Origin of the sequence: Candidatus Kosakonia sp. 282A-S69, assembly GCF_029433855.1 — a bacterium.
GTDB classification, from domain to species: Bacteria; Pseudomonadota; Gammaproteobacteria; order Enterobacterales; family Enterobacteriaceae; genus Kosakonia; species Kosakonia cowanii_A.
Genome location: NZ_JAROAU010000001.1, coordinates 268,031 through 294,042 on the forward strand (window position 1 = coordinate 268,031; position 26,012 = coordinate 294,042).

Here is a 26,012-nt window from a genome sequence, read left to right on the forward strand (position 1 = left end):
TTAGAGCCCGGTGTAAATTTCCAGACCGAGCCAAATCAAGCTGACGACCAACATAATTAAATAGATAGTTATTGCCGCAACCGTTCCCTCTGGGATCTTCTTTTTCTTGTTGTCCTCTTCGTCTTGCCAGTATTCTTCTTCTGTGTAATTTTCTTTGAAACTATCCGGCTTGTGATTATTACGTTCCATAACTTCCTCGTTTCTTTGATAGTAAAAATTACTCTTAAGTTGCCGCCATTTTTCCCTGAGCAGGAAAAATAAGCTGATACTAATCACCCCCATAGCAGTAGCAAAAAACATCCTTATGCTGTAGCGCATACGCACGGGGTAGAGTTGATAAGAGTCATTATCTATACGGTAAAAGGTGTGGTTAATATCTTCGATAGAACACTTGCTGATTTCGTTAATCATACTCTGCTGCTCATTGTTGGCTTGCTGCAGCACCAACTGAATTGACGTATTCTGCGCGCCGGGAAACCAGGATAGTAAGGATATTCTTATCTGGTTAGGATTGGTGTCATCAAGAAAGATATCTTGCCATTCACCGCGGGCGATAACTTTTTTTAAGTAAATAAGGTAATCATTAAAAAAATCATCAGCCTCAATCACCACTTCAGCCCCATAAAAGTTTTGTATGCAGGCCATCAGTGGATAAAGAGTGAATTTTTCGGCAGAACTGATGGTGAGTGAAGTGAGCCATTGTTGGGGGTAATAAAATGTACTCAATATCGCCAACAGAAAACCCACTATACCAGAGCAAATGATGTCGCGGCGGGCGTGATAAAGAGTGATTAATATTCCTGAGTTGTGGTTGCTTTTATTACTATTCCCCATGCGGCACTGATGTGATGCCATTTATTTAACCCTCGTTGTTAAGTGGTTAAAACAACCTCCTGGTCTATTAAGTAAGATATTTTTTGTTGCTGCTTTTTTCAAATCGGCAGAAAAAAGGCTGGCGACAAATAGGGGTTTTTGTGTGATCTGCATCACAAAAAATTGTGTATTTATTCCTGGAATAGTGTGATTCAGGCAGTGATAAAGGGATAAGTAAAACCAAGAATTTATTATCTGATCTGAAAAAGCTTTTACTGATAATAATCTCTGTGTAGATAATTAGCAGGAATTGCGCTTGCTCTAAGATTATTCTTCTGTTTTTTCTTTTTGTCTGCAAATAATAAGGTTTTGTTCAATAAATAGTCTCACAAGGGTATTTTTATTTTGCCTGGCCGGCTTCCAGCTTGCTAAGCCATTGTCACACTCTCCCACTGGCCGGCCGGGCATCTCGATACCCTTCTATTTATTCGATATAAGTAAGTAAATTCTTAGCAAAAAATGTCGCTTAGTTAGCCATAAGTTTGCTAAGGCCAGTTTGCTATAAGCCATACTTTTTCGTTGTTAGACAGGCTGAAGTGTGACTCTTATCTTTCGTCATGATTTGTAAATTTCTTGCAATCACTTGATGAGGGAGCAATTTTGGCCAGGTTACTGAATCGTCTAACAACACAGCCCACGCACTTCACTCTTGCGCTGAAAATTGCGTTGCTCAGCGGCATGGTGGCGTTCTCAACCGCCTCTTTCGCCGATGAACCCTTAAAAGAGGGCATCACACCCGCAACGGATGCCAGCCAGATCCCGACGGCGGCGAAATTACGTAAAGACACCGTTGTGGCCGGTATCTCCGAACCACAGGGTATTTTTAACCCCTACTTCTTCGTCAACGGTTGGGATGAGAACGTCACTAACGTCATCTTTTCGCGCCTGATTGACTGGGACAGCCACGGCAAGCTGGTGCCGGGTCTGGCAGAGAGCTGGACCATCAGCCCGGACAACAAGGTCTACACCATCAAGCTGCGCCCCAATTTGACCTTTAGCGATGGTTCACCCCTCACCGCGGAAGATGTGGCGTTCACCTTAACCGTGCTCTATGACCCGAAATATGATGGCGATACCGATATTACGCTGGCGAATATTGCCGGCGGCGCGGAGTATAAGGCGGGCAAAGCGGAGAGCGTTAGCGGCCTTAAAGTGATTGATGCTCATACCCTGCAAGTGACCACGACCCAGCCGGGCGCGACGACGCTGGCGAAAATCGGCGGACCAGTGCTGTCGAAAGCCTATTACGGGAAAGGGTATCAGCGCGGCAATCTTGATTATTTACGCACGCTGCACGGCAAGCCGCTCGGCAACGGGCCTTACGTCTATGACAAATACATTCCTGGCCAGGAGATCCGTTTCCACGCCAATACCCACTTCTACCGTGGAACACCACCGACGCCGCGCTTTATTTATCGCGTCACTAACCCATCGACCAACTTCCAGCTTTTCCAGACCGGCGAAACGGATTACGACGCGTTCACCTCGCGCCCGGATGATATTGAGCAGCTGAAAATGCTTGGCTTCGCCAATATCAATCTTTACGGCTCCAGTGACTACAGCAAGGTGGAGTTCAACGTCCACCGCCCGGCATTGCAGGATGCGAAAGTTCGCCAGGCGCTGATTTACGGCCTCGATCGCCAGAAGCTGATTGATGTGGTCTATCAGGGCTACGGTAAAGTGGCGATCGAACCCATCGCGCCCATCTCCTGGGCCTATAACGCCGAGGGCGTGAACCCCTATAAGTACGATCCGGCACAGGCGAAAAAGCTGCTGGATGAAGCAGGCTGGAAACCGGGGCCAGACGGCATCCGCGTAAAAGAGGGCAAACGTCTTGAACTGACGCTGCTGGTAAGTAAGAAAGTCCTGAATGATGCGCTGATCCCAATCGCTAAAGAGAACTGGCAGCAGATTGGTGTGCTGCTCAAGCCGCAGGTGGTGGACTTCAACGCCCTGATGTCCCAGCGCAAAGCGGGCAACTATGATCTGGCCTCTTTTAGCACCAGCACCCTGAACGATCCCCATGATGGCGTCTGGGATTACTACAGCACGGAATCGAAAGAGTCGGGTTATAACAATCCGCAGGTCGATAAGCTGATTAACGAAGGCAACGCCGAACTCGACATTGAGAAACGCAAACCGATCTATCACCAGCTCTATAAAGTGCTGGCCGACGATCCGCCGGTGATTCTCCTCGGCTACCGCCAGATTTTGTCTGCGAGCAGCGCCCGCGTGACCGGCTTTAAACCGGACATCTATAACGGCCTGACCGGCAGCCTGCCAGATGTCAAAATCGTTAAGTAAGACCTTCACCGCCGCCGGAAATGCCCGGCGGCGGGCATGAGAGCGCTATGGGACACTTTATCCTCAGGCGGCTGCTGCAAACCGTGCCGATGCTGCTGCTGGCTTCACTGATCATCTTTATGCTGTTCGCCAAAACACCCGGCGACTTTATCGACGGCAATATCACCCTGACCGCCGCGCGCGCCGCGGAGTTGAAAGCGATTTACGGCCTCGATCAGCCGCTTTTTACCCGCTATCTGCACTGGCTCGGCCAGCTGCTGCGCGGCGACCTCGGCTTCTCCTTGCAGTACCAGATCCCGGTCAGCCAGCTGCTGAACCAGTACATCTGGAACTCCTTCCTGCTGGCAAGCGTGGCGCTGGTCTTCTACTGGGGAATTGGCCTGGCGGTGGGCATTGCTTCGGCGCTGAAACCCAATTCGCTGTTTGACCATCTGGTGAGCGTGGTGGTCTTCGCTGCGATGTCCTTTCCGACCTTCTTCCTCTGTCTGCTGCTGATTAAATGGTTCGCCGTCGATCTGCACTGGCTGCCGGTGGGCGGCATGACCAATACCGGCAGTGATGAGAGTGGCTGGGCATGGATGACGCAGGTTGCGGCGCATCTGGCGCTGCCGGTGCTGGCGCTGGTGATGTTGCAGGCGGGCAGCCTGACGCGCTACTTCCGCGCCAGCATGCTTGATGTGGTGAAGATGGACTTTATCCGCACCGCCCGCGCCAAAGGGCTGCGCGAGCGCACGGTGATCTTCAAACACGCGCTGCGCAATGCGCTGCTGCCGATTATCACCCTGCTCGGTTTTGAGCTGCCGGGGCTTTTTTCCGGAGCGATCATTACCGAAAAAGTGTTTAACTGGCCGGGTGCCGGCCATATACATATCGATTCGCTGGCCGCGCGGGATTATCCCGTGCTGATGGGTTTCACCCTCTTCCTGGCGGTATTAACTATTGTCGGCAACCTGATTGCCGATGTGCTCTACGCGTGGGCCGACCCGCGTATTCGGGTGAGGTGATGATGCTGGGTTCACTCTTCTCAACCAACCGGCGTCTGCGCAAAGCTGAGATCCCGTCGCTGGCTCAGGCCACACCTTCGCCATGGCGCCAGGCGTGGCGCGCACTGCGTCATAACCGGCTGGCGATGCTCTGCCTGCTGGCGCTGATGGTGATGGCCATCTGGTGCATTGTCGGGCCCATCTGGTCGCCGTGGAAAAATGACGCTACCGACGCGCTAATGATCAACAAACCGCCCGGCCTGGAGCACTGGCTGGGCACCGATTTCCTCGGACGAGATGTCTATACCCGCCTGCTACTGGCCGGGCGTATCTCTTTGATTATTGGTCTGCTGACCATGCTGCTCTCCGTAGCGCTCGGCTATCTGCTCGGTGCGCTGGCGGGTTATGCGGGCGGCTGGGTCGATAAAGTGATTATGCGGTTGGCGGATCTGGTGATGACTATCCCGAGCCTGCCGCTGCTTATTGTCGCCGGGGCGATGTTGTCGGAACTCGATTTCCCCGCCGAATCGCGCATCTACATGGTGGTAGTGATGCTCAGCCTGCTGGAGTGGCCGAAGCTGGCGCGGCTGGTGCGCGGGCAGATCCTCTCCTTGCGCGAGCGCGATTTTATGCTGGCCACCCAGGTGCTGGGCTTGTCCTCGCGCCGCCGCCTGTTTGGTCATCTGTTGCCCAACACGGTGCCGATTCTGGTCGTGATGGCGACCATGGCGGTGGCGAACGCCATTCTGATGGAGTCGGCGCTTAGCTACCTTGGACTGGGCGTGGTGCCGCCGACACCGTCGTGGGGCAATATGATGGATGCTGCCAACAGCCTGATCGATTTTCAACGCCGTCCGTGGCTGTGGATGCCGCCAGGGATCGCGATTTTTATCACCGTGATTGCCATTAACGTGCTGGGCGATGGCCTGCGCGATGCGCTCGATCCGAAGATGAAACGGAGCCTGAAATGAGCGAACCGCTGGTCACCTTCAATCAACTTTCCGTCTCTTTTGCCGCAGAGCAGGGGCGCGTGCGCGCCGTGCAGGAGGTCTCCTTTGCCATTCAGGCCGGGCAGACTATTGGCGTGGTCGGCGAATCCGGCTGCGGAAAAAGCGTGACCGCAATGTCGCTGATGGGCCTGCTGCCGCCCCAGGCGGCGCGCATTGATAACGGGGAGATCCGTTTTCAGGGCGAAGATCTGCTGCGCCTGAAGCCGTCAAAAATGGCCGACCTGCGCGGCAACCAGCTGGCGATGATTTTCCAGGAGCCGATGACCGCCCTCAATCCGGTGCTGACCATCGGCGAGCAGCTGTGCGAGCCGCTGATCCGCCATCGCGGCCTGTCGCCGAAAGCAGCCTGGCAGCGATCTACGCAGTTGATCGCTGAAGTGGGGCTGGCGCGGGCAGAGAGCCTGATGCGCAGCTACCCGCATCAGCTCTCCGGCGGCATGCTGCAACGCATCATGATTGCCATGGCCCTGAGCTGCCAGCCGAAGCTGCTCATCGCCGATGAGCCGACCACCGCACTGGATGTCACCGTGCAGGCGCAAATCCTGCGGCTGCTGCGCGACCAGGCGCAGGCGCACCATATGGCGTTGATGTTGATCACTCACGATCTTGGGGTGATCGCACAGATGGCGGAGCATGTGGTGGTGATGTACGCCGGGCGGATTGTTGAGCAGGGACCCACCGCAGACGTGCTGCGCCAGCCACTGCACCCCTATACCAAAGGGCTGATCGCCTCGCGTCCGGTGCCGGGCGAGCGGCGGCGGCGGCTCTACTCTATTCCCGGCCAGGTGCCGGATCTGTCTGAACTGCCGCCGTGGTGCGCCTTTTATGACCGCTGCGCGCGCGCGACGGACGCCTGTCGGCGCGGTATTCCGCCACTGGTGGGCAACGAGACCCGGCAGGCGGCCTGTATTCACAGTGCGTTAACGGAGCCGCAGGTATGAGCGCAGAGTATGTCATTGAAGTTAACGACCTGAAAAAGTACTTCCCGCTGCGCGACGGGCTGTTTGGTCAGCAAACCGGGCAGGTGCGCGCGGTCGATGGCGTCAGTTTTAACATTCGCCCTGGCACTATTTTTGGTCTGGTCGGCGAATCCGGTAGCGGTAAAACCACCGTCGGACGCACGCTGCTGGGGCTGTACGACAAAACCGCCGGCAGCGTGAAATATCGCGGCCAGGAGCTGGGCGATCTTTCGGCGAAGGCGCTGCGCGCACTGCGTCCCAAAATCCAGCTGGTGTTTCAGGACCCCTACAGCTCGCTCAACCCACGTATTCGCATCGGCGACGCGATTGGTGAAGCGATGCTGGAGCATAAGCTCTGCACCCGTGCGCAGCTGTATGACAAGGTGATTGCGGTGATGAAGATATGCGGGCTGGCACCGCAGCACTACAACCGCTTTCCCCATGAGTTTTCCGGCGGTCAACGCCAGCGTATTGGTATCGCTCGCGCGCTGATCCTCAACCCTGATTTTATAATTGCCGATGAGCCGATTTCAGCGCTGGATGTCTCCATTCAGGCGCAGATTATTAACCTGTTCGCCGATCTTCGCGACGATTTCGGCGTGACATTTCTGTTCATCTCCCACGATCTCGGCGTTGTCGAACATCTGTGTGATGACGTGGCGGTGATGTATCTCGGGCAACTGGTCGAGACCGCCAGCCGCGACACGCTCTTCAGCCAGCCGCTGCACCCCTATACCCGCGCGCTGCTGGCTGCCGTGCCGACCCTCGATCCGCTGCGTGAACCCATCGCGGCAGTGCAGGGCGAGATCCCCGACCCTTCGCGCCCGCCGCCGGGCTGCCGCTTTTCGTCGCGCTGCCCGCACGCCACGGAGATCTGCCGTGAGCAGGCGCCTGCGCTGCGTGACGTGGCGCCAGGGCATCATGTTGCCTGTCACTGGGTGGATAAGATGTAGTGCCGCTTCGCCGTGCTTCCGCAGGCTGTTCTATGCTTATCAGTCCTGTCTGAAATCATGGGGAACACGGTACATGAGAGCACTTACTTATCACGGGTCACATAAAGTCAGCGTCGATAACCATCCCGATCCGATTATCCAGGCGGCGGATGATATTATCCTTCGCGTGACCGCCACGGCGATTTGCGGCTCGGATCTGCACCTTTATCACGGCAAAATCCCCGGTACGCATCACGGTGACATCTTCGGCCATGAGTTTATGGGCGAAGTGGTCGAGACCGGGGCTGGCGTGCATGCGGTCAGCAAGGGCGACCGGGTGGTGATCCCGTTTGTTATCGCCTGCGGCGAATGTTTTTTCTGTAAGCTCCATCAATACTCCGCCTGTTCGGAAACGAACGAAGGCAAAGGTGCGGCGCTGAACCGAAAAGGCATTACTCCGCCGGCGGCGCTGTTTGGCTACAGCGATCTCTATGGCGGTATTCCCGGCGGTCAGGCGGAGTATGTCCGCGTGCCGAAGGCTAACACCGGGCCATTTAAAGTGCCGGATACGCTCTCTGACGAGAAGGTGCTGTTCCTCTCCGATATTCTGCCCACGGCCTGGCAGGCGGTGAAAAACGCCGAAATCAAGCAGGGCTCAAGCGTGGCGATTTACGGTGCAGGCCCGGTCGGGCTGCTGTCGGCGGCGTGCGCCCGTCTGGAGGGGGCTGAACAGATTTTCATGATCGATGACAGTGACTACCGGCTCGCTTTCGCCCGCGACCGCTACGGTGTTATTCCTATCAATTTTGATAAGAATGACGATCCAGCGGCGTGGATTATCGAAAATACGCCCGGCCATCGCGGCGTTGATGCGGTGATTGATGCGGTGGGCTTTGAAGCCAAAGGCAGCACCACCGAAACGGTGCTCAGCACGCTGAAAATTGAGGGCAGTAGCGGTAAAGTGCTGCGTCAGGCGATTGCCGCCGTGCGGCGCGGCGGGATTGTTAGCGTGCCGGGTGTCTACGCCGGGTTTATTCACGCCTTTATGTTTGGCGACGCCTTCGATAAGGGGCTGACCTTCAAAATGGGGCAGACTCATGTGCACGCGTTCCTGCCGGACCTGCTGCCACTGATTGAGTCTGGCCATCTCAAGCCGGAAGAGATTGTTACCCACCATATGCCGCTCGAAGAGGCCGCGCGCGGCTATGAAATCTTCGATAAACATGCGGAAGATTGCCGCAAAGTGATCCTCGTTCCGGGTCTTAACGCCGCAAAAGCGACGATCTAATCCCGCCCCTGCCCGGTTCGCCGGGCAGATCAACAACAAGCCCGGTGAACCGGGCTTCCATTGTTAGATAAAGGTGAAGATCTCATCGCGCGGCAGGCGGGATTTGGGCAGCGCGGCGTTAAAGTCCTGCTCGCTGCGCACACCGAGCGACACCAGCACGACGCTGGTCAGCCCTTTTTCACGCAGGCCCAGCGCCAGGTCAAGCTCACGCGCGTCAAACCCCTCCATCGGCGTGGCGTCAATGCCGAGCATCGCCGCGCTCAGCAGCAGGCCGCCGAGCGCCAGGTAGACCTGTTTCTCCATCCACTGCGGCAGATCGCGCTGCTCATAGCGGTGAAGATCGACATAGGAGCGGCGGCCCTTATCCTGGCCGGCCTTCGCGCCATCGGAGGCAAAACGACCATCTTTCTCTTCCTGCGCCAGCACCTTTTGCAGGTGGGCTTCATCCAGATCGCTGCGCATGCAGAGCGCGATCACGTGCGAGGCATTGGCGATTTTCGCTTCGTTATAGGCGAAGTTGCTGGTGGCGGATTTTGCCATCGCCGCACGGCCCTCGTCGCTTGCGGCGACAACAAAGTGCCACGGCTGCGAGTTCACGGAAGAGGGGCTGTTTTGCAGCACGTTGAGCAGGGTGTCGATCTTCTCCTGCGGCACGCGCTGAGTAGGGTCGAAGGCTTTGACGGTATGGCGGGAAATTACGGCTTCATCAAGGGTCATTTTCTCTCTCCTGGCGACTATTCAAATAACGCGGGGCGCACCGTCCCGTAGAGCCGCCGAGGATAAACGCAACGCTTTCGAAGATAAATCGGTGAAAAACGGCAACACTTTCACTCGCTAAGTGAAAATGCGGTTTGCCTGCGCCCGCTTTTCTGGCACAACAGAAGCGCTCGTTGTTTACCCCCGGAGAGATGATGATTCGGCTGGAAGATGTCACGCTGTTTGTTCGCTCGGCGCTGCTGGGCAGTTTTTCTAACGCCGCGCGCGAAGCCGGGCTGCTTCCCGGCCAGGTCAGCGCCGCGGTACACCGCCTGGAGCGCGATCTCGATAAGCGCCTGTTTGTGCGCTCGACCCGCAGCCTGCGCTTAACGGCTGAAGGTGAAAAATACCTTCCCTTTGCCCAGGAGATGCTGGAGGTGGTGCGCGCCGGAGCGGAGAGCCTGCACAGTGGTGATAACGAACCGCAGGGCGAGTTACGTATGGCGGTGCCGTCGGATCTGGGGCGCAACGTGCTGCTGCCGATCATCACCCGCTTTTGTGCCGAGTACCCGAAGGTCTCTTTGCGCCTCTCCCTTTCCGATCAACTCAGCGATGTGTTTCGCGATCCGGTAGATGTCGCTATCCGCTATGGCGTGCTGGATAACAGCAGTTATGTGGCGCTGCCGATTGCTGAAGATAACCGCCGGGTGCTCGTCGCCTCGCCCGCTTATCTGGCGCAGCATGGCAGGCCGCAAACCCTCGATGAGGTGGTTAACCATCACTGCCTGCTCTTCACCATGAATAATCAGGTGTATGACAAATGGAGCTTTCCGGAAAATGGTCTGCGCCGGCAGCTGATCGTCAAAAGCCGGATGTTGTGTGATGACGCAGATGTCGCCCGCCGCTGGGCGGTGGAGGGGATGGGCATTGTCTACAAGTCGTGGATCGATGTCAGCGCCGATGTGCTGGCCGGGCGGCTGGAGATCTTACTGCCGCAGCAGCCCGGCGAGGCCGCGCCGCTCAACCTTATCTGCCCGCATCGCAAACAGTTCTCCCCGGCGATTCGCCATCTGCACGCTGTTCTGCGGGAAGCATTACGACCCATCACCGCGCAGCTACGCAGCCTGGCGAGCGAAAAACCGCACGGATAACCAAAAGCGATCGCCATTACGCGCCAGGCTTAAAGTTTGACCTTCACAGGAGGAAGTGGCGATGGCATTACGTTCATTAGGCACCACGGGGTTGCAGATCCCGGCATTCGTTTTTGGCGGTAATGTGTTTGGCTGGACCGTGGATGAGCAGCAGAGCTTCAGTTTGCTGGACGCGTTACTGGAAAAGGGCTTTACGGCGATCGATACGGCAGACGTGTACTCCGCATGGGCGCCGGGCAACAAGGGCGGTGAATCGGAAACCATTATTGGTAAATGGCTGGCGGCGCACCCAGGCCATCGCGATAAAATCACCCTGTTTACGAAAGTGGGCGCCGATATGGGCGAACCCGGCAAAAAAGGGCTCTCGGCACGCTGGATTGAGCAGGCGGTTGAGGATTCGCTCCGTCGCCTGCAAACGGACTATATCGACCTCTACTTCTCCCACTGGCCGGATAGCGAAACGCCCTATGACGAAACCCTCGGCGCTTATGAAAAGCTGCTGAAAGCGGGCAAAATCCGCGCGATTGGCGCATCCAACCTTGATGCCCAACAGCTGGCGGAGTCGCTGAAAGTGGCGGATGAGAAAGGGCTGCCGCGCTATCAGGTGCTGCAACCGGAATATAACCTCTACGATCGCGAGAGCTTTGAAGGCGCGCTACAGGATTTAACGGTGCGGGAAAATATTGGCGTCGTGACCTATTACAGCCTCGCTTCGGGCTTCCTGTCCGGGAAATATCGCAGCGAAAGCGATCTTAACCAGAGCCAGCGCGGGCAGGGCATCGCCAAGTACCTGAATCCGCGCGGCTTTGCGATTCTCGACGCGCTGGATAAGGTGGCTGAAAACCATAACGTGAAACCCGCCGAAGTGGCGCTCGCCTGGCTTATTAACCAACCGGGCGTCACCGCGCCGATTGCCAGTGCGACCAAAACCGCACACGTCGAGAGTTTCGCGACCGCATTGGCGCTGAACCTCTCTACCGACGAGATCGCCGCATTGAATAAAGCTGGCACGTAAACTGCTAAATGCCCGGGTTTTAGCTCGGGCTTCGCCGCTTCTTTGTTTTATGAGCATTCCCTAAAAAAAAGCAAATCATGTGCGATAAGATGTCAGGCAAAAATAGCTAATGGATAAAAGAAATGAAAAGGACTGCTCATCATCATTCTCCTCAACCTAGGGTTTTTAGCTTGTCACATTCTGTTGGCGAATGTGGTTCAAACGATCCTTACGATGTGGAACTACTTCAAGGCAAAATTAAAAAAGCAGGTTATACGCAAGCTACAGGCCGTACGATTAACGAGAACGGCTCCTGCACTCCGGACACCTTAGAGGCTATTCGATGGTTCCAGGCATTAATCAACATGCCTGCAACGGGTTTAGTATATCCAACTGACATGTGGTTTATTGAGGCTTTAGAAAATGCAACCTCACTTCACTGGCGTGTAAAACATGTTGGTGGGGTTTTAACCGTTCAGGAAGGACAATTAACATTTGATTATGAGGGTGTTGACTATATTACCGCTGCCGCACCCTTTCGACAGCCAGCTCGTATGCCATGGTTTTCACGCATATTACACCATCCATCACAAGATTCAGGTGTTACACTCGGGCGCGGTTTTGATATGAAAAAACGTACCGCCGGAAGCATTCTATACATACTCAGAAAAGCAGGTGTAGAAGAGTATAAAGCGCAAATTTGTGCTAAAGCAGCCTACTTGCAAGGTAGAGAGGCTGATGTTTTTATTTCCGTTTACGGCCCTCTGGTTGGTGAAATTACACATCAACAACAGGTTCGTCTTTTTGATATTTCGTATCGAGAGAAGAAGGATTATGCCAAGGGAGTTTATGATCGAACTGCTGCAAAGATATCAAATGCACTTTCTTGGCATGAAATTGACATAAAAATTAGGGACGTATTTGTAGACACTATCTTTCAGGGAAATCAAACTGCCCGAGTTCTGGTGAAAATTATGGCTGAGCGCGGTTCGAAGCAAGATGTTATTAATTACCTTAAAACTGATTTATATCAGTCAAGAGATCCACAACGTTTGTCGCTAAGGTTGAATTACTTAAGATGAAAATTAACGTATTCTTTGTCGCTCTATTCATTTTTGCAAATGGCGCATTTGCGGCATCTAAAGCATCTTTTGAGCAAAAAAGCATTTCCCACTGCATCGAAAAATATGGCGAAAACGATGATGAGTGTTTAGAGGATGTAAACGATACCTCTGAGGCTGCGCTGAATAAGGCTTATGAAGCGAAGCTGAAAGAGATCTCCTCTTTTGACTACACGCGCTGGTGGCGAGGCTCTCAGGAGCAGAAAGATCGCATGCTGGCAACCTATAAGCAGAATCAGACAGAGTGGCTTCAGTACAGAAACAATTACTGCGAACTGGTGAGCACACAAGCGATGGGCACCCATGCATTTGGTGAAGCTATGTTAGGTTGCGTTCTCAATATGAATACGTTGCGTATTGATCAGATTAATAAAATCCGGCTTTAAACCCGCCATACCTCGATACTTATCCGGCCTACAAACCCTGTAGGCCGGATAAGGCGTGAGCCGCCATCCGGCATCGCCCTTATTGCGCTGAGCCGACCCGCCAGGCCATCGCGGCGCTGGCAACGGCGAACAGCGCCATGATCCATGCCATCGTCCACGGCGTGCCGTCGCCAAACCCGGCCAGCAGCAGGGAAGAGATAATGCCGCTGCCATATTGCAGGGAGCCAATCAGCGCTGAGGCCGAGCCGGCAAAGGCCGGTACAGTATCCAGCGCGGCGGCGGTTGAGGCGGCGGCGATAATGCCGTTCATTGAAAAGAAAACAAACACTGTCATCAGCACGGCAACCAGGCCGCCGAATTGCAGTTTCACCAGCAGCGCCAGCACGACCCCCGCGAGGGCGGCCAGCGTGACGGCGATCTTCAGCAGCTTATCGAGTGGATGGCGCTGCACCAGCCGCCGGTTGACGGCGCTCATCCCCATCAGACCCACAATATTCAGCGCAAATAGCCAGCCGAAATGCTGCGGTGCGACGTCGTAATAGCCAATGTAAACAAATGGTGAACCGGTGACGAAGGCGTAAGCGGAGACATAGAAAAAGGTGACGCACAGCGTGTAGCGCATAAACGCGCGGTTGCGCAGCAGCGTAAAGTAGTTGCGAAATACGCCCGTCAGCGAAGCGTGAATGCGCTTCTCTGCGGGCAGGGTTTCCGGCAGCGCGAAGAGGGAGATAAACATCAGCCCGCCAATCACCACCAGGATCCAGAAAGCCGCATGCCAGGTGGTGAATTTGATAATCTGCCCGCCCGCCAGCGGCCCGATAATCGGGGCGATGGCCATAATAATGGTCAGTGTAGAGAGCATCTGCGCCGCGCGGGTGCGCACAAAGAGATCGCGGATCATCGCCCGCGCCAGCATCGGCCCGGTACAGGCACCAAATGCCTGAAACACTCGCCAAAACACCATCTGGTGGATCTCCGTCGATAGTGCACAGCCCGCAGAGCCGATGATAAACAGCACCATGCCGATAAACAGCGGCTTTCGGCGACCGATTGCATCGCTCACCGGCCCCCACACCAGCTGCGCCAGCGCGAAGCCCATCAAAAAGCCGGTAATGGTCAACTCGACATCTCCGTGCAGCTCGCGTGCCATCAGCGGCATTGCGGGCAGGTAGATATCCGTCGACAGGGAGGTGAAGGCCATCAGCGCGCTGAGGATCGCGAGAAACAGCGGCCCGTGTAGCTTGGTTTGCATAAATTCCTGATTACGTCACAAAGAGAGTTGCCGACAGCGCGGCGCGTTAATTTAAGCAGGGCGACACAAAGCGTAACGCCATTAAATCGCGCCTCAACTCACTCTGTTTTTCCGGCCTGCAACGCGCGAAATGTGGTTTATTCTTCAGAGTCTGCTGACGCTTTTTGTGAGGCAAACAACGAACCTGTCGGCGGATCAGGCCGTATGATGCCAGGTTGCCACACTGAAAAAATGCCTAATGAGGGAACAAGAATGGACTTCACAGGATTAAGTGCCTTTGCGCTGACGCCGCTTCTCGATGATCGCCTGGATGAGGCGGCCTATATCACCATTATTGAAAAACTGCGCGCCGCTGGCGTCGACTCCATTGGCGCGCTGGGTTCAACGGGGTGTTATCCCTACTTTAGCCGCAGCGAGCGCGCAAGCGTCCTGCGTCTGGCAACAGAGTACTCCGGCGCGGTGCCGGTGATCGCCGGGATTGGTGCACTGCGTACGCGCGATGTGCTCTGGCTGGCGGAGGATGCGCAGAAAGCGGGCGTCAGCGCCGTGCTGCTGGCTCCGGTCTCCTATCATCCGTTAACAGAAGATGAGGTCTTCAGTCTGTTTGCCGCCGTCACCCGCGAGCTGTCGGTGCCGCTCTGCATCTATAACAACCCCACCGCCACCCACTTTAACTTCAGCGACGAACTGCTTGCCCGTATCGCCCAGTTGCCCAATATTGGCTCGATCAAAATCCCCCCCCTTGCCGCCGAGCTTGCCCCGCAGCGGGTAAGTGCGCTGCGCGCGCACATCCCGGCGGATATCCGGCTGGGTATCAGCGGCGACGGCACGGCGGTTGAAGCGCTGAATGCCGGTTGCAGTGTCTGGTATTCGGTGTTCGGCGGGCTTTTCCCGCAGAGGGCATTAGCGATTTCTCGTGCGGCGATGGCGGGTGATATCGCGCAGGCGCGCCAGCATACCGCCGCGCTCCAGCCGCTGTGGGATCTGTTTAAACGTTACGGCGGCAGCTTGCGCGTCATTGCCACCGCGGCGGAGCTACTCGGCGTGGTGAAAGCGCCATGTTTACCCGCGCCTTTGCAGACGCTGCAGGGCGACGCGCGACGCGAGGTTGCCCAGGTGATTGAGCAGCTGCGATTAACCGCGTGAGAAGATTGCCGGATGGCGGCTGTGCCTTATCCGGCCAACACACGCGTGAATTATCTTCCCAGCCGCTTCGCAACAAAGCGTGAGATCGCCGGGCCGGTAATCAGCACCACAATAAAGCGTCCGGTCTGCATCGCCATCACAAAGGCGATATCGACATGGCTTGATGAGGCGATAATCGCTACCGTATCCGCGCCGCCGGGGCTGGTGGCAAGATAGGCGGTGAGCGGATCGATGCCGGCGAATTTCACCAGCAGGAAGGCGAAACCGCAGCAGATCGCTACCAGCGTCAATACCGACAGCAGCACACGCGGCAGGGCGCGGGCGGCGTAGAGCACAATCTCGCGCGTAAAGCGCAGGCCAATACTCCAGCCGATAAGGGCGTAAGAGAGCGCCAGCAGCCACGACGGCAATTCCAGCATCAGTAAGCCGCTATCCTCGACAATCATTCCCAGCGCGAGCGTAATCAGTAGCGGCCCCGAGGGGAGCTTCACCCGTCTGGCAATCAGAAAGCCGACCGTAATCAGTAATAACGTTGCCATAAACGGCCACACGCGCAGCGGGCCGAACAGCGTGAAGGTGGCCACCGCATGCTCGGCGCTCTCTGCCCCCATACCGATGCGGGTGACCAGCACCGCGACCAGCGCCACCACCATCACCCGCAGATACTGCATAAACGCCACCAGGCGTACATCGGCACCGAAGCTTTCCGCCATTATGGTCATCGCCGCCGCCGCGCCGGGCGATGAACCCCAAATTGCGGTCGAGCCGGGAAAGACCTGTAGCTTCGCCATGATCCAGCCGAGAATCGCGCTGGCGAAAATCACCGAGAAAATACAGAGCACAAATAGCGGCCAGTCGGCGGCGATACGACCAAATACCGACGGCGGAATGGCGTGGGCAATCATTGCGCCAACCACCGCCTGCGCGGCGCTAAAGCCCTGTTTATTAATGGTAACGGGCCGCCCATTGATGGCAAGAAGAATGCCCGCGAACATGGGGCCAAGCAGCAGGGCGGCAGGAAGATGGAGCCACTCCATCGATAACACCAGTACAACCGAGAGTGCAACCAGAGAGACCCAATTACGCTGTGTGGGCAAAAAAACTGCCATTAAAGGCAATCCTTTTGTGTCGCCGCAATACGAATAAAGAGGTTGGATAACATACGCTTCCCGCTATCAATAAATTGAAAAGTAAATCAGGTTATTGGACTGTAAGCGCTCTCTCTGCGGACTGCAAACACGAGACTCTTTTTAAATAAAAGGTGTAAATCAAAAATCATTTACACCCTGTGCCGCTTCTATTAGCAAAAATAATGTCATCTATTTATTGTTGTAATTCCTGCCCCTTACTTCATCCCGTGCCGCCATAATGCAATCCAGCACGTGCTTCATCAGCTCCGGCGTCAGATGCATGTTCATAATGTAGATTTTCAGCGCGAACACTTTCGCATCCGGATCGGCCGCATCGCGGTTGTACCCGGTGACGCAGAAGCCGGTGGTAAAGCTCATGTAGGGCGTATACATACCGTTAACCTTCTTGCCTGCGCGAAACCATTCATAGAGTTTATTGCCAATTGCCAGCGTTAACTGATTATGCGCCGACAGCTGCGGCTTATAAGCGGGATCGGTGAGTTCACGCTGATACTGCTCCTGCGCGTCGATGCCCCGGGGATAGATGCGGAGCAGGGTAACCATGCCATTATCCTGCGGATTGACGCATACCGTAGATCGCTCCCTTTGCAGGAGATTACGCATCACCAGATGATTTTCCAGGATGGCACCCAGACATGCCTGGAAACCCTCATAGCCAAAGTATTTTAGTGTCGCCCAGCCTGCGACCGCGCCGGTTGCCGCGCGCGAAACTTCAAGCGTGTAGTGGTAAGGATTGTAATCCGTACGGGACTGCAGATAAGCCGAGCCGGGACGCTGCAACAGAGCTTCAAACTCGCCGGCATCGCGATAAGCAAAGAAACTGCTGATATAGGGCGCAAAGCCGGCCTTATGAAAATCAATGCCGATCGCGTCTGCGTATTTCATCTTCTCTAGCGCCCGGGCGTTGCTCTTCATCATCGGTAGTAACGCTTCGGTGAACTGCAGCGGGTTAGCGGTAAAGTCATATTTCTGGAAGGCCAGCCACGACCAACTGGTGACTGCATCGCAGTAGAGTAGCGCCTTACCGTAAGGCGCGGCGTTGCGATAGCGATCCAGTAAGCGGCGCACGTCAGCCACCGGATCGAAGGCGTTAGCATCGGTCGTTCCCATCGTGCAGACAACTGACGCAACCGGAATATTTTGCATCTGCAGTGCAATCAACACCGCTTCCAGATCTTTTAGATCCATCGCGTTGGTCTTCGGATCGGTTTTGATGCAGATAACATTATCCGTTCCGAGACCGGTCCAGTCTGTGCTGTTCAGCATGGTGTAATGCGCCTGCTGGGAGCAGAGAACCTTCGCGTTGATGCGTATTCCTTCGCGTCTGGATTCGGGCAGAACGCGCGTCAGAGCGTATTTAACATGATAGGTCCAGCAGCCAGAACCCCCGTAGGTATAGAGCCCGCCAGCGCGCGGCGCATCCCAGCCAATCAGGTTCGCCAGCATCCCGGCGCTTTCCAGTTCAGCGCGCTGAACGTTCCAGGAGTACTCCCCCGATACAATATTGGGGGAGAATGCCTGGGCGATCATGCCTGCAATAATCGAGGCTGTGTTTCCCTGGGGAATGGTATTGCACATCGCTAATGGATGTCCCCAGTTCGGCATACCGTGAAAAAGTGATGCCGTCTCGTTAATGACATCCTCGCACTGGCGTAAATTATCGGCCATTTCAGCAACCTTGATACTCTTGTAATTCACATCAAGTTCACCGCTGTTACCTAACCACGCCGGACCATTATATTCAGGACGTAATCTGTTTATATGATCGGAAATACGTGTAATGTTTTCAGAAAGGGCATCATATTTATCAGAAAACGCTGAAGGGAATAATGACTTTGCTACGTCCTGATATTTTCTTGCTGTTCTGGGTTGGTTTTTATTAATAGTATTCATCACAATCCTTTGCGCCTGTAATGGTATTTAAATGAGCGGTTATTGCGGTTCTCTTAAAATAGGATAAAGCTCAGGGAAACCGTCGAGGCAAAGTTTAAACTCTGCAGGTTTGAAGCCGAGCCGCCCGGCGAGACGTTGCACACGCGCAGTTGTACATTCGGCATAGCAAGGAACGCCTGCGATGTCCTGTAGATGGATTAACCGGGACATTAATGCGTGAATAACGTCTATACCGCGATCCTGACCAGGAATAGCAAGCACGAAAATATAGAAATGCGGAGTTTTTGGATGATAAGCACTAAGTTTGTGCATTAAATAGGCCATGGTGGCGTAATCGGCGCTATATTCATCCCGTAACTGTTTGAACAGGATCTCATCGGTAATATTTTCTGAGTCGTAATGAAAATATATTAGCGCACCGGCATTATTTTCATCAATAATAGCGCCGCCTTTACGTAGCGCGACTTCGGCATAGATCCTGAAGAAGCTGCGCAGCGCCTCTCTTCGCCTTTCAGGCGCCGGAAAGGCCGACTCAATAAGAATATCGTCATAGAATGCCTCAGCAAGCAGGTCGCAAATCAGTTCGATATCAGAAAAGGTAGCATCCCTTACATTCATTATTTTTCCTCGATTGGTTGGATTGATATAAATGTTTTATTAATGCATTGCTATTAATTTTAGGGGGTGGTATGGCGAAAAACGATATCATGATTAATAAATGCAGGGGTGGCGAAACATCCGAAAATAAAATTATCGGAAGTATGTTTCTGTTGAACGGTGTATTTATTGTGGAGTTGTTTTTTTTATTTATATGGAAATAACTGCTATTTTAATCGGTAAATAAAATTAAGGCTGATCGGTGAGGCGATAAAATTCAGCTAACGCTTTCTTATTGGCTATTTTTATTTATCTTTCATGCGTCTTCTAAAACCTCCCAATCGTTCAATGGCAGGCATATTTGCTTACGACGACGAGCCTGTTCTTCTGCAAAATCCAGCCACATATTAACTATTTGGTCGAACTTCCCGGCTTCATTTTGCGGCAGGAAATTTTTGGCAACCGCGACATTATACTTACGCATCTCATCGGCTTACGTAGATAATTGGCTTAAATCTTTGGCAAGAAAAGCGCTGGAGGGCGTCGCGTACGATACCGAAAACAGATAAAACAAGCGTGACGCTTAATTAATGTAATACGCGCGCAGCCTGTAAATAGCCTGGTGTAAATAAGAAGTGATATTTAGAGATGTGCCGATCAGAGGCTTAATTTTGGCGGAAGATCACAGGAGTCGAACCTGCCCGGGACCGCTGGCGGCCCCAACTGGATTTGAAGTCCAGCCACCTCACCGGAGATGACGATCTTCCGCGCCTGCATTGCTACATGGAGGCGGGGCGCATTATAGCTACTTTCAGTGATTTACCACATCCCTCTGCCCTAAATTTTCGCATTATGCTTCCGCCTTCTCTGGCCGTTTAAGATAAAATCCTATCTTTTCCATTGGTTACATTTTTTCAGAAATTAAAAAATCGTTGTTTTTATCCGTAAAACGATGGCGTAAAAGCATTATTTCTTTAAACGCGACGATGTTAAGCGGCTGGAAAGAGACAAATGGGTCTGAATATGACATCAGGTAAGGAAATGCCCGGTACCGTTAACGGTTTACCGGGTCTGAGAAAGGTCAAACGCAGACTGGATAAGCGCAGCCGTTAAGAGTGCAGAAGTTAGCGCTAATGCTTACCGGCAGGGGGTTACGGCGTCGCCTGTGACGGCGCGGCGGCACCGCCTGCGCTCACCGTGCCGCTGTGCATGCTCTGCTTAATTTGCTGTTTTTGCGCGTTGACCGCCTGCAACTCGCCATTGACGGAGGGTTTTAACGGCGCTTCGGCGCGTATCTGACCGCTGGCGGTTAACTGCAGATTGCCTTCGCCACCAATCGGCACTGCCGGCCAGCCCCACGCCTGCAAAACATTGACCGACACGCCGCGCCCGTTGAGGCTGACATTAACGCTGCGATCCGGCGTTTGCGCAACCACCGCTCTCGCTTCCAGCAGCCCCTGGCCGGTAAAGGCACTGAGCTCGGTGATATTGACCGTGTTGCTGTTGGCATTCAGCGCCAGCGATGGGCGGCGCACATCGACGCGGTTAAAGGTTCCTGCGGCGGCGTTCAGCTTCGCATTTCCGCTCCAGACACCCCATTTCCGCTCGCGCACCAGCTGCACATTGTTGCCATACCCGTCCAGCGCGGTGAGCTGCCATGGGAACGTCGGATCGATATCAATCACCAGGTTGCGGCTGGCGCTGAATTTTTTCAGCACCAGGCTATTCAGCCATGAGGGCAGATCGTCCATCCATAGCTGTTTCCAGTTTGCCGGCAGGGTGTATTCCAGCCCGGCAAACGCCGCATCATCCAGCACCAGCGCTTTGCCTGTGCGGTACCAGTTACCAGAGGTGCGCACCATGCCGTTTTCCCAGCGGGAGGTGAATTGCTGCAGTGCAATGCCCTGCGGGGAGAAGTTGGCATTAAGGATCGGGTCGAAGAAGTGCAGCGAACCGTAGATAAACTCGCTGGCATTCATCGACAGCTTGCCCTCTTCGCTCTCCCAGTCGCCCTTCCTGAAGGTCAGGTTGCGCAAGCTAAGGTCGAGGTCTGTCACCGCCCACTCTGGCCCCTGCAACGTGGCGTCGGTAACGTCGACACGGCCGATTTTCAGCGAAGGCAGGGTCGTGAGCGGAGCAAAGAAATCCTGTAGCGACTTATCGCTTTGCAGGCGAATATCATTAAGACGCAGATTATTCACCACCCAGCTGCCATCGGCGCTGCGCTTTGCATCACCTGTCAGCGAGCCGCGTGCCATATCGGCACCGAGGGTAGTTAACGTCACCACATCTTTATCGATACTGCCCTGAATCAGCACATTGCTGGCGGGAACACCATTTAACGTCAGCGAACCGGCGCTCATCTGCAACTGTGCTTTACTGCCAATCACATTGCCCGCCGTCGGCTGCCAGGGCGAGATACCGCCGGTAACGCGCTGGGCGCTTAACTCCCAGCCAGTTGCCGGGCTGTTAAAGGCCATATTGCGCAGCTGCAGGCGATCGGCCTGGAAAGGCAGCGGCGCAGCGGTGGGTGAGAGATTGAGTGTGCCGTCCTGTAACAGAATGGTGTCGGCATGCAACGGGTCGGTGAGTTGCCGGCTGCTGAGGCCAATATCAACCAATTTTGCCACCAGCGTTGCTGGCTGGCCTTTGCGGCCGAAGCTCACGCCTTTCAATACCAGATGTGAAGGGGAAGAGAAGCGGTGGTCAATGGCGTCGAAGGTGAGGTGATAATCGCTGTTGTTGCTGATCCACTGGCTCGCTTGCGTCGCGCCCCAGCGGGTTTGCAGCAGGAAGTAAGCCGCCAGCAGCAGCACAAACAGGATAATAACGACCGCTAACAGCAGCTTCCCAAGAAATTTCATCATCTTCCTCCCTCACGTAACCGTAAGGGAGTTATGCACGAATTGTGCGCGATGCTCAAGGGAGGAATGATGAAAGGAAATTGCTGCGGCAACAGAGGCTCCTCCGTTGCCGCGCGCAGAAATTTACTCTTTTTCAGGTGGGAAGATCAGGTTCAGAACAATCGCGGTAATCCCGCCTGCCGCGATACCTGAGGAGAGCAGGTTTTTCAGCCAGTCCGGCGCAAACTGCAGGATCTGCGGCTGCTGCGACACGCCTAAACCCACCGCCAGCGACAGTGCGATAATCAGGATCGCGCGGCGATTAAGCGGTTCGCGGGAGACGATGCGCACGCCGGAGGCAGCGATGGTACCGAACATCACCAGCGTGGCTCCACCGAGTACCGGCTCCGGTAACTGCTGCACAAAAGCGCTCACCGCCGGGAAGAGGCCAAGCAGCATCAGCATCACCGCGATAAAGAAGCCGATATAACGGCTGGCGACGCCGGTCAGCTGGATCACGCCATTATTCTGACCGAAGCAGGAGTTGGGAAAGGTATTGAACACGGCAGAGACAAAGGAGTTAAGACCATTTGCCAGCACGCCACCTTTCAGCCGCTTCATATAGAGCGGGCCGGAAACCGGCTGTTCAGAGACGTCGGAGGTGGCGGTGATATCACCGATGGTCTCCAGGGAGGTGATCATAAAGACCAGCATCAGCGGCAGCAGCAGGCTCCAGTCGATGCTCAGGCCGTAATAGAGCGGTGTCGGCACCATAAAGGTACTCTCCGGCGCGTTGTACTCCGGCAGCATGCCCATAAACATTGCCAGCACATAGCCAACCGCCATCGCGATCACCAGAGAGGCGATACGCAGATAGGGGTTACGCTGGCGATTCAGCAGGATAATCAGCCCGAGTACCACGCCTGCCAGCAGCAGGTTTTTCGGCGCGCCAAAGGTGTGGTTGCCCATTGCCGCGAAGCCGCCGCCGACGGAGGTCAGCCCAACCTGGATTAGCGACAGGCCGATAATCATCACCACCACGCCGGAAACCAGCGGAGTGATAATGCGGCGCGCCAGCGGCAGAATGCGCGAGATAACCATCTCGGTACAGCTTGCCAGCATTAAGGTGCCAAACAGCGCTGCCATCATCGTCGGCACATCGGCACCGCCGGTTTTCAGTGCCGTACCGCCCATAATCAGCGGCGCCACAAAGTTAAAGCTGGTGCCCTGGATTGAGAGCAGCCCGGAACCGACCGGGCCCCAGGCTTTAATTTGAATCAGGGACGCGACGCCGGAAGCGAAGAGCGACATGCTGAGAATGTGTTGAGTATCCTGAGCCGGTAAACCCAGCGCCTGGCAGATCAGCAGCGCGGGTGTGATAACGCCAACGAACATCGCCAGCAGATGTTGCAGCGCAGCAAACAGTGTTTGCGGGAAAGGGGGACGATCTTCAAGACGGTAGATCAATTCGCTGGGTTGAGTCTGCGCAACCGGTTGCGCATTTTCCGACTCGATGGTGTTTACGGACATCTCAAGCTATCCCCTGATGGAAAAGCGCTGATTTTATCGGACTGAAGGGTAAAAGCAAACGGTTGCTTACGTCGGGAGCATACTTTTCTAAAGGAGGTTGATCCCGCGTCATCAGGTTCTAAAAATCAGGCGTTGGAGTAGCGTTCCGTTTCCGGCATCCAGCGATCAATCAGCGCTTCAGCCAGCTGAGGGTAACGTTCGTGAATGTGGCGCGCGACGCGTTGCACTTCAGGGATCATCGCCTGGTCGCGCAGCAGATCGGCGACTTTGAACTCAGCATTGCCGGTCTGGCGAGTACCCAGCAGTTCGCCCGGGCCACGGATCTCAAGATCTTTTTGCGCAATCACAAAGCCGTCGTTGCTGTCGCGCAGCACCTGCAGGCGCTTTTGCGCCGTTTTCGACAGCGGGGATTTATAGAGCAGCACACAGTGCGAGGCGACCGCGCCACGTCCGACGCGCCCGCGCAACTGGTGAAGTTGCGCAAGACCGAGACGTTCTGGATTCTCAATAATCATCAGGCTGGAGTTTGGCACATCCACGCCAACCTCAATCACCGTGGTAGCGACCAGCAGGTGCAGCTCGCCCTGTTTAAAGGCCTGCATCACCGTCTGTTTCTCGGTCGGCTTCATGCGGCCATGCACCAGCCCGACGTTTAACTCCGGCAGCGCCAGCTTCAACTCTTCCCAGGTTGCTTCCGCCGCCTGGGCTTCCAGCAGATCCGACTCTTCAATCAGCGTACAGACCCAGTAGGCCTGGCGACCTTCGCCGGTGCAGGCGCTGCGGACGCGATCGATAATCTCGCTGCGGCGCGTATCAGGGATGGCGACCGTGGTCACCGGCGTACGGCCCGGCGGCAGTTCATCAATCACCGAGGTATCGAGATCGGCATACGCCGTCATCGCCAGCGTGCGCGGGATCGGCGTGGCGGTCATAATCAGCTGATGGGGATGGAAGCCCTGCTGCTGCCCCTTTTCCCACAGCGCCAGCCGCTGGTGGACGCCAAAGCGGTGCTGCTCATCAATAATCACCAGCGCCAGGCCGTTAAACTGCACCTGCTCCTGGAAAATGGCGTGCGTGCCGACCACCATCTGCACCTGACCGCTGGCAATCGCCTCCTGCTGCGCCTGGCGCGCTTTACCTTTCTGCTTGCCCGCCAGCCAGCCGACTTCGATACCGAGCGGAGCAAACCAGGCGCGGAAGTTATTGGCGTGCTGCTCTGCCAGCAGTTCGGTCGGTGCCATCATCGCCACCTGCTTGCCATTGGCGATCGCGCGCAGGGCGGCAAGCGCCGCCACCAGCGTTTTACCCGATCCAACGTCGCCCTGGACCAGACGCATCATCGGCATATCCAGCGCCATGTCGCGTTCAATTTCCGCCACCACCCGCGCCTGTGCGCCAGTGGGTTTAAAGGGCAGGGAGGCGAGCAGTTGCTCTTTCAACGTATCGTTAGCGGTGAGCGACAGCGCATGGTAACGCTGTGCACCGGCGCGAAGCGCCAGCATGCTCAGGTTATGAGCGAGCAGCTCTTCAAGGATCAGTCGGCGCTGGGCGGGGTGCTGCCCGCTCTCCAGTTCGCTTAATTGCAGCGACGGCGGCGGGCGATGCAGCGTATGCAGCGCTTCTGGCAGGCTCATCAAACCCTGCGCCAGCTCCGGCGGCAGCAGTTCGCTGATGGCGCAGGTTGCCAGCAGTTCCAGCGCTTGATCGGTTAATTTACGCAGGGTGGCCTGCTTAACGCCTTCGGTCGTTGGGTAGACCGGTGTCAGCGTCTCCTGAAGGTCCGGGGTGCTGAGATCCCCCTGTACCCGATACTCTGGGTGGATCATCTCTGCGCCATACTTTCCGCGTTTCGCTTCACCGTAGGCCAGCACGCGGCGGCCAACCGCAAGGCTGTTTTTCATCGCCGCGTTGAAGTTGAAAAAGCGCATGGTGAGCATGCCGGAGCCATCGCTTATCTGGCAGGTCATCATCCGGCGACCACCGAACGTGACGTTACAGTTCAGCACTTCGCCCTCTACCGTGGCGTAGATGCCCGGCAGCAGGTCGGCAATGGGGTAGAGTTGGGTACGATCTTCGTAGCGCAGGGGAAGGTGTAACAGCAGATCCTGAACGGTATGCAGGCCAATTTTCGCCAGCTTGCTGCTCTGCGCTGCGCCAACGCCGGTCAGCGAACTCAGTGGCACCGCATCGAGCAGCTTCCCTTTCATCGGTTACCTCGCGGCCTGCATCGTTGCCCACCACGTCGGGTCGGCTTCAATCTGCCCCTCATTATTGACATAAGGGTAAGGCAGGCCTTTTTGTTTCGCGACGCGAGCCAGAACGGGGTAGCCGCCTTCGAACAGCAGGCGCTGCTGCTCGGCGTCCGGCAACATGCTGTTTTCACGCTTATACATGCCGGCGTTTTGCCGCTGGCGCTGCGCTTCGTAGAGGATGAGCGCCGAGGCAACGGAGACATTGAGCGACTGCACCATGCCAGTCATCGGAATGATGATATCCTGGTCCGCGAGATCCAGCGCTTGCTGGGTAATGCCGGTTTTCTCCTGCCCCATCAAAATACAGGTCGGGCGGGTGTAGTCGATTTCACGGAAGTCGACGGCTTTATCCGAGAGATGGGTGGCAAGGATCTGCATGCCGCGCTGCTTGAGCACGCCGACGGCATCCTCAATGGTTCGGTGGGTTTTAACCTCCACCCAGCTGTTGCTGCCTGCGGCGGACGAGGCCATGGTGCGCATGCGGTTCCCCGGCCAGACGGCGTGTACTTCATGCACGCCGACGGCATCCGCAGTGCGGATTATGGCAGAGACGTTATGAGGCTTATGGACCTGCTCCATGCAGACCGTCAGATCCGGCTGACGCCTGGCGAGCATCTCGCGGATTCGCGCATAACGCTGAGCATTCATACA

Annotated in this window: 22 protein-coding genes and 1 tRNA gene; 11 read left to right on the plus strand and 12 right to left on the minus strand. The window is 55.4% G+C overall.

The genetic code is table 11. The features are described 5' to 3' along the window. Entirely contained in the window at positions 1-855 is an 855-nt protein-coding gene (locus PU683_RS01235; protein WP_277169739.1) for a hypothetical protein, read from the minus strand. 696 nt (positions 856-1,551) lie between these two features. Between PU683_RS01235 and PU683_RS01240 the strand changes: the two genes are divergently transcribed. The 6 genes from PU683_RS01240 to PU683_RS01265 all read left to right on the plus strand — a co-directional run bounded on the left by PU683_RS01240 (position 1,552) and on the right by PU683_RS01265 (position 8,349). Beyond that, positions 1,552-3,177, plus strand: a complete 1,626-nt coding sequence (locus PU683_RS01240) for an ABC transporter substrate-binding protein (protein ID WP_431190925.1) — start codon at positions 1,552-1,554, stop codon at positions 3,175-3,177. A 47-nt stretch (positions 3,178-3,224) separates the two neighbouring features. Continuing rightward, the gene (locus tag PU683_RS01245; protein ID WP_277169741.1) at positions 3,225-4,181 is read left to right on the plus strand and encodes an ABC transporter permease; all 957 of its coding nucleotides are present in this window, start codon (positions 3,225-3,227) and stop codon (positions 4,179-4,181) included. 2 nt (positions 4,182-4,183) lie between these two features. Further along, the gene (opp4C, locus tag PU683_RS01250; protein WP_277170463.1) at positions 4,184-5,131 is read left to right on the plus strand and encodes an oligopeptide ABC transporter permease; all 948 of its coding nucleotides are present in this window, start codon (positions 4,184-4,186) and stop codon (positions 5,129-5,131) included. Further along, positions 5,128-6,111 (plus strand): ABC transporter ATP-binding protein, encoded by a 984-nt coding sequence (locus PU683_RS01255; RefSeq protein WP_277169742.1) that lies wholly within the window; start codon positions 5,128-5,130, stop codon positions 6,109-6,111. Before opp4C ends, PU683_RS01255 begins: the two co-directional genes overlap by 4 nt. Then, complete coding sequence (locus PU683_RS01260; RefSeq protein WP_277169743.1) at positions 6,108-7,082, plus strand: ABC transporter ATP-binding protein; 975 nt, start codon at positions 6,108-6,110, stop codon at positions 7,080-7,082. Before PU683_RS01255 ends, PU683_RS01260 begins: the two co-directional genes overlap by 4 nt. Positions 7,083-7,155: 73 nt before the next feature. Further along, the gene (locus PU683_RS01265; protein ID WP_277169744.1) at positions 7,156-8,349 is read left to right on the plus strand and encodes a zinc-dependent alcohol dehydrogenase; all 1,194 of its coding nucleotides are present in this window, start codon (positions 7,156-7,158) and stop codon (positions 8,347-8,349) included. A gap of 63 nt (positions 8,350-8,412) precedes the next feature. On the opposite strand, the gene nfsB is transcribed toward PU683_RS01265, so the two are convergent. After that, positions 8,413-9,066, minus strand: coding sequence for an oxygen-insensitive NAD(P)H nitroreductase (nfsB, locus tag PU683_RS01270; RefSeq protein ID WP_277169745.1), 654 nt, complete (start codon positions 9,064-9,066; stop codon positions 8,413-8,415). Between the two features lie 194 nt (positions 9,067-9,260). On the opposite strand from nfsB, the gene PU683_RS01275 reads away from it, so the two are divergent. From PU683_RS01275 to PU683_RS01290, 4 genes are all read left to right on the plus strand, one after another. Next, positions 9,261-10,196, plus strand: a complete 936-nt coding sequence (locus PU683_RS01275; protein WP_277170464.1) for a LysR family transcriptional regulator — start codon at positions 9,261-9,263, stop codon at positions 10,194-10,196. A 61-nt stretch (positions 10,197-10,257) separates the two neighbouring features. Continuing rightward, a complete protein-coding gene (locus PU683_RS01280) occupies positions 10,258-11,211 on the plus strand; it encodes an aldo/keto reductase (RefSeq protein ID WP_277169746.1) in 954 nt (317 codons plus the stop codon). A 122-nt stretch (positions 11,212-11,333) separates the two neighbouring features. Continuing rightward, the gene (locus PU683_RS01285; RefSeq protein WP_277169747.1) at positions 11,334-12,272 is read left to right on the plus strand and encodes a peptidoglycan-binding protein; all 939 of its coding nucleotides are present in this window, start codon (positions 11,334-11,336) and stop codon (positions 12,270-12,272) included. Further along, the gene (locus PU683_RS01290) at positions 12,269-12,697 is read left to right on the plus strand and encodes a lysozyme inhibitor LprI family protein (protein ID WP_277169748.1); all 429 of its coding nucleotides are present in this window, start codon (positions 12,269-12,271) and stop codon (positions 12,695-12,697) included. Before PU683_RS01285 ends, PU683_RS01290 begins: the two co-directional genes overlap by 4 nt. 79 nt (positions 12,698-12,776) lie before the next feature. On the opposite strand, the gene PU683_RS01295 is transcribed toward PU683_RS01290, so the two are convergent. Next, positions 12,777-13,949: a multidrug effflux MFS transporter gene (locus PU683_RS01295; RefSeq protein WP_277169749.1), complete on the minus strand. Its 1,173-nt coding sequence runs from the start codon at positions 13,947-13,949 to the stop codon at positions 12,777-12,779. Between the two features lie 252 nt (positions 13,950-14,201). Between PU683_RS01295 and PU683_RS01300 the strand changes: the two genes are divergently transcribed. After that, on the plus strand, positions 14,202-15,095 hold the full coding sequence (locus PU683_RS01300) for a dihydrodipicolinate synthase family protein (protein ID WP_277169750.1): 894 nt from the start codon (positions 14,202-14,204) through the stop codon (positions 15,093-15,095). A gap of 50 nt (positions 15,096-15,145) precedes the next feature. Here the strand turns inward: PU683_RS01300 and PU683_RS01305 are convergent, their stop codons facing one another. The 9 genes from PU683_RS01305 to trmH all read right to left on the minus strand — a co-directional run bounded on the left by PU683_RS01305 (position 15,146) and on the right by trmH (position 26,009). Further along, positions 15,146-16,204 carry an AbrB family transcriptional regulator gene (locus tag PU683_RS01305; RefSeq protein WP_277169751.1) on the minus strand — a complete coding sequence of 353 codons (1,059 nt, stop codon included), beginning with the start codon at positions 16,202-16,204 and terminating at the stop codon, positions 15,146-15,148. A gap of 210 nt (positions 16,205-16,414) precedes the next feature. After that, the gene (locus PU683_RS01310) at positions 16,415-17,914 is read right to left on the minus strand and encodes a pyridoxal-dependent decarboxylase (protein WP_277169752.1); all 1,500 of its coding nucleotides are present in this window, start codon (positions 17,912-17,914) and stop codon (positions 16,415-16,417) included. Between the two features lie 264 nt (positions 17,915-18,178). Continuing rightward, positions 18,179-18,757: a hypothetical protein gene (locus PU683_RS01315; RefSeq protein WP_277169753.1), complete on the minus strand. Its 579-nt coding sequence runs from the start codon at positions 18,755-18,757 to the stop codon at positions 18,179-18,181. Positions 18,758-19,052: 295 nt separating this feature from the next. Then, entirely contained in the window at positions 19,053-19,220 is a 168-nt protein-coding gene (gene rhuM, locus PU683_RS01320; RefSeq protein WP_277169754.1) for a RhuM family protein, read from the minus strand. Between the two features lie 188 nt (positions 19,221-19,408). Continuing rightward, positions 19,409-19,503, minus strand: a tRNA-Sec gene (locus PU683_RS01325). Positions 19,504-19,887: 384 nt separating this feature from the next. Then, entirely contained in the window at positions 19,888-21,600 is a 1,713-nt protein-coding gene (locus tag PU683_RS01330) for an AsmA family protein (RefSeq protein WP_277170465.1), read from the minus strand. A 123-nt stretch (positions 21,601-21,723) separates the two neighbouring features. Then, positions 21,724-23,109: a nucleobase:cation symporter-2 family protein gene (locus PU683_RS01335; protein WP_277169755.1), complete on the minus strand. Its 1,386-nt coding sequence runs from the start codon at positions 23,107-23,109 to the stop codon at positions 21,724-21,726. A gap of 125 nt (positions 23,110-23,234) precedes the next feature. Next, positions 23,235-25,316: an ATP-dependent DNA helicase RecG gene (gene recG, locus PU683_RS01340; RefSeq protein WP_277169757.1), complete on the minus strand. Its 2,082-nt coding sequence runs from the start codon at positions 25,314-25,316 to the stop codon at positions 23,235-23,237. A 3-nt stretch (positions 25,317-25,319) separates the two neighbouring features. Then, on the minus strand, positions 25,320-26,009 hold the full coding sequence (gene trmH, locus PU683_RS01345; protein WP_277169758.1) for a tRNA (guanosine(18)-2'-O)-methyltransferase TrmH: 690 nt from the start codon (positions 26,007-26,009) through the stop codon (positions 25,320-25,322). Positions 26,010-26,012: the final 3 nt, after the last annotated feature.

Bases quoted from the DNA above. Each gene is read 5' to 3' on its own strand.
- PU683_RS01295 (WP_277169749.1), bottom strand. From the start codon at position 13,949: ATGCAAACCAAGCTACACGGGCCGCTGTTTCTCGCGATCCTCAGCGCG.
- PU683_RS01300 (WP_277169750.1), top strand. From the start codon at position 14,202: ATGGACTTCACAGGATTAAGTGCCTTTGCGCTGACGCCGCTTCTCGAT.
- opp4C (WP_277170463.1), top strand. From the start codon at position 4,184: ATGCTGGGTTCACTCTTCTCAACCAACCGGCGTCTGCGCAAAGCTGAG.
- PU683_RS01235 (WP_277169739.1), bottom strand. From the start codon at position 855: ATGGCATCACATCAGTGCCGCATGGGGAATAGTAATAAAAGCAACCAC.
- rhuM (WP_277169754.1), bottom strand. From the start codon at position 19,220: ATGCGTAAGTATAATGTCGCGGTTGCCAAAAATTTCCTGCCGCAAAAT.
- PU683_RS01305 (WP_277169751.1), bottom strand. From the start codon at position 16,204: ATGGCAGTTTTTTTGCCCACACAGCGTAATTGGGTCTCTCTGGTTGCA.
- PU683_RS01335 (WP_277169755.1), bottom strand. From the start codon at position 23,109: ATGTCCGTAAACACCATCGAGTCGGAAAATGCGCAACCGGTTGCGCAG.
- PU683_RS01310 (WP_277169752.1), bottom strand. From the start codon at position 17,914: ATGGCCGATAATTTACGCCAGTGCGAGGATGTCATTAACGAGACGGCA.
- PU683_RS01315 (WP_277169753.1), bottom strand. From the start codon at position 18,757: ATGAATGTAAGGGATGCTACCTTTTCTGATATCGAACTGATTTGCGAC.
- trmH (WP_277169758.1), bottom strand. From the start codon at position 26,009: ATGAATGCTCAGCGTTATGCGCGAATCCGCGAGATGCTCGCCAGGCGT.
- PU683_RS01275 (WP_277170464.1), top strand. From the start codon at position 9,261: ATGATTCGGCTGGAAGATGTCACGCTGTTTGTTCGCTCGGCGCTGCTG.
- PU683_RS01290 (WP_277169748.1), top strand. From the start codon at position 12,269: ATGAAAATTAACGTATTCTTTGTCGCTCTATTCATTTTTGCAAATGGC.
- PU683_RS01245 (WP_277169741.1), top strand. From the start codon at position 3,225: ATGGGACACTTTATCCTCAGGCGGCTGCTGCAAACCGTGCCGATGCTG.
- PU683_RS01280 (WP_277169746.1), top strand. From the start codon at position 10,258: ATGGCATTACGTTCATTAGGCACCACGGGGTTGCAGATCCCGGCATTC.
- PU683_RS01330 (WP_277170465.1), bottom strand. From the start codon at position 21,600: ATGAAATTTCTTGGGAAGCTGCTGTTAGCGGTCGTTATTATCCTGTTT.
- PU683_RS01285 (WP_277169747.1), top strand. From the start codon at position 11,334: ATGAAAAGGACTGCTCATCATCATTCTCCTCAACCTAGGGTTTTTAGC.
- nfsB (WP_277169745.1), bottom strand. From the start codon at position 9,066: ATGACCCTTGATGAAGCCGTAATTTCCCGCCATACCGTCAAAGCCTTC.
- PU683_RS01240 (WP_431190925.1), top strand. From the start codon at position 1,552: ATGGTGGCGTTCTCAACCGCCTCTTTCGCCGATGAACCCTTAAAAGAG.
- PU683_RS01260 (WP_277169743.1), top strand. From the start codon at position 6,108: ATGAGCGCAGAGTATGTCATTGAAGTTAACGACCTGAAAAAGTACTTC.
- recG (WP_277169757.1), bottom strand. From the start codon at position 25,316: ATGAAAGGGAAGCTGCTCGATGCGGTGCCACTGAGTTCGCTGACCGGC.
- PU683_RS01255 (WP_277169742.1), top strand. From the start codon at position 5,128: ATGAGCGAACCGCTGGTCACCTTCAATCAACTTTCCGTCTCTTTTGCC.
- PU683_RS01265 (WP_277169744.1), top strand. From the start codon at position 7,156: ATGAGAGCACTTACTTATCACGGGTCACATAAAGTCAGCGTCGATAAC.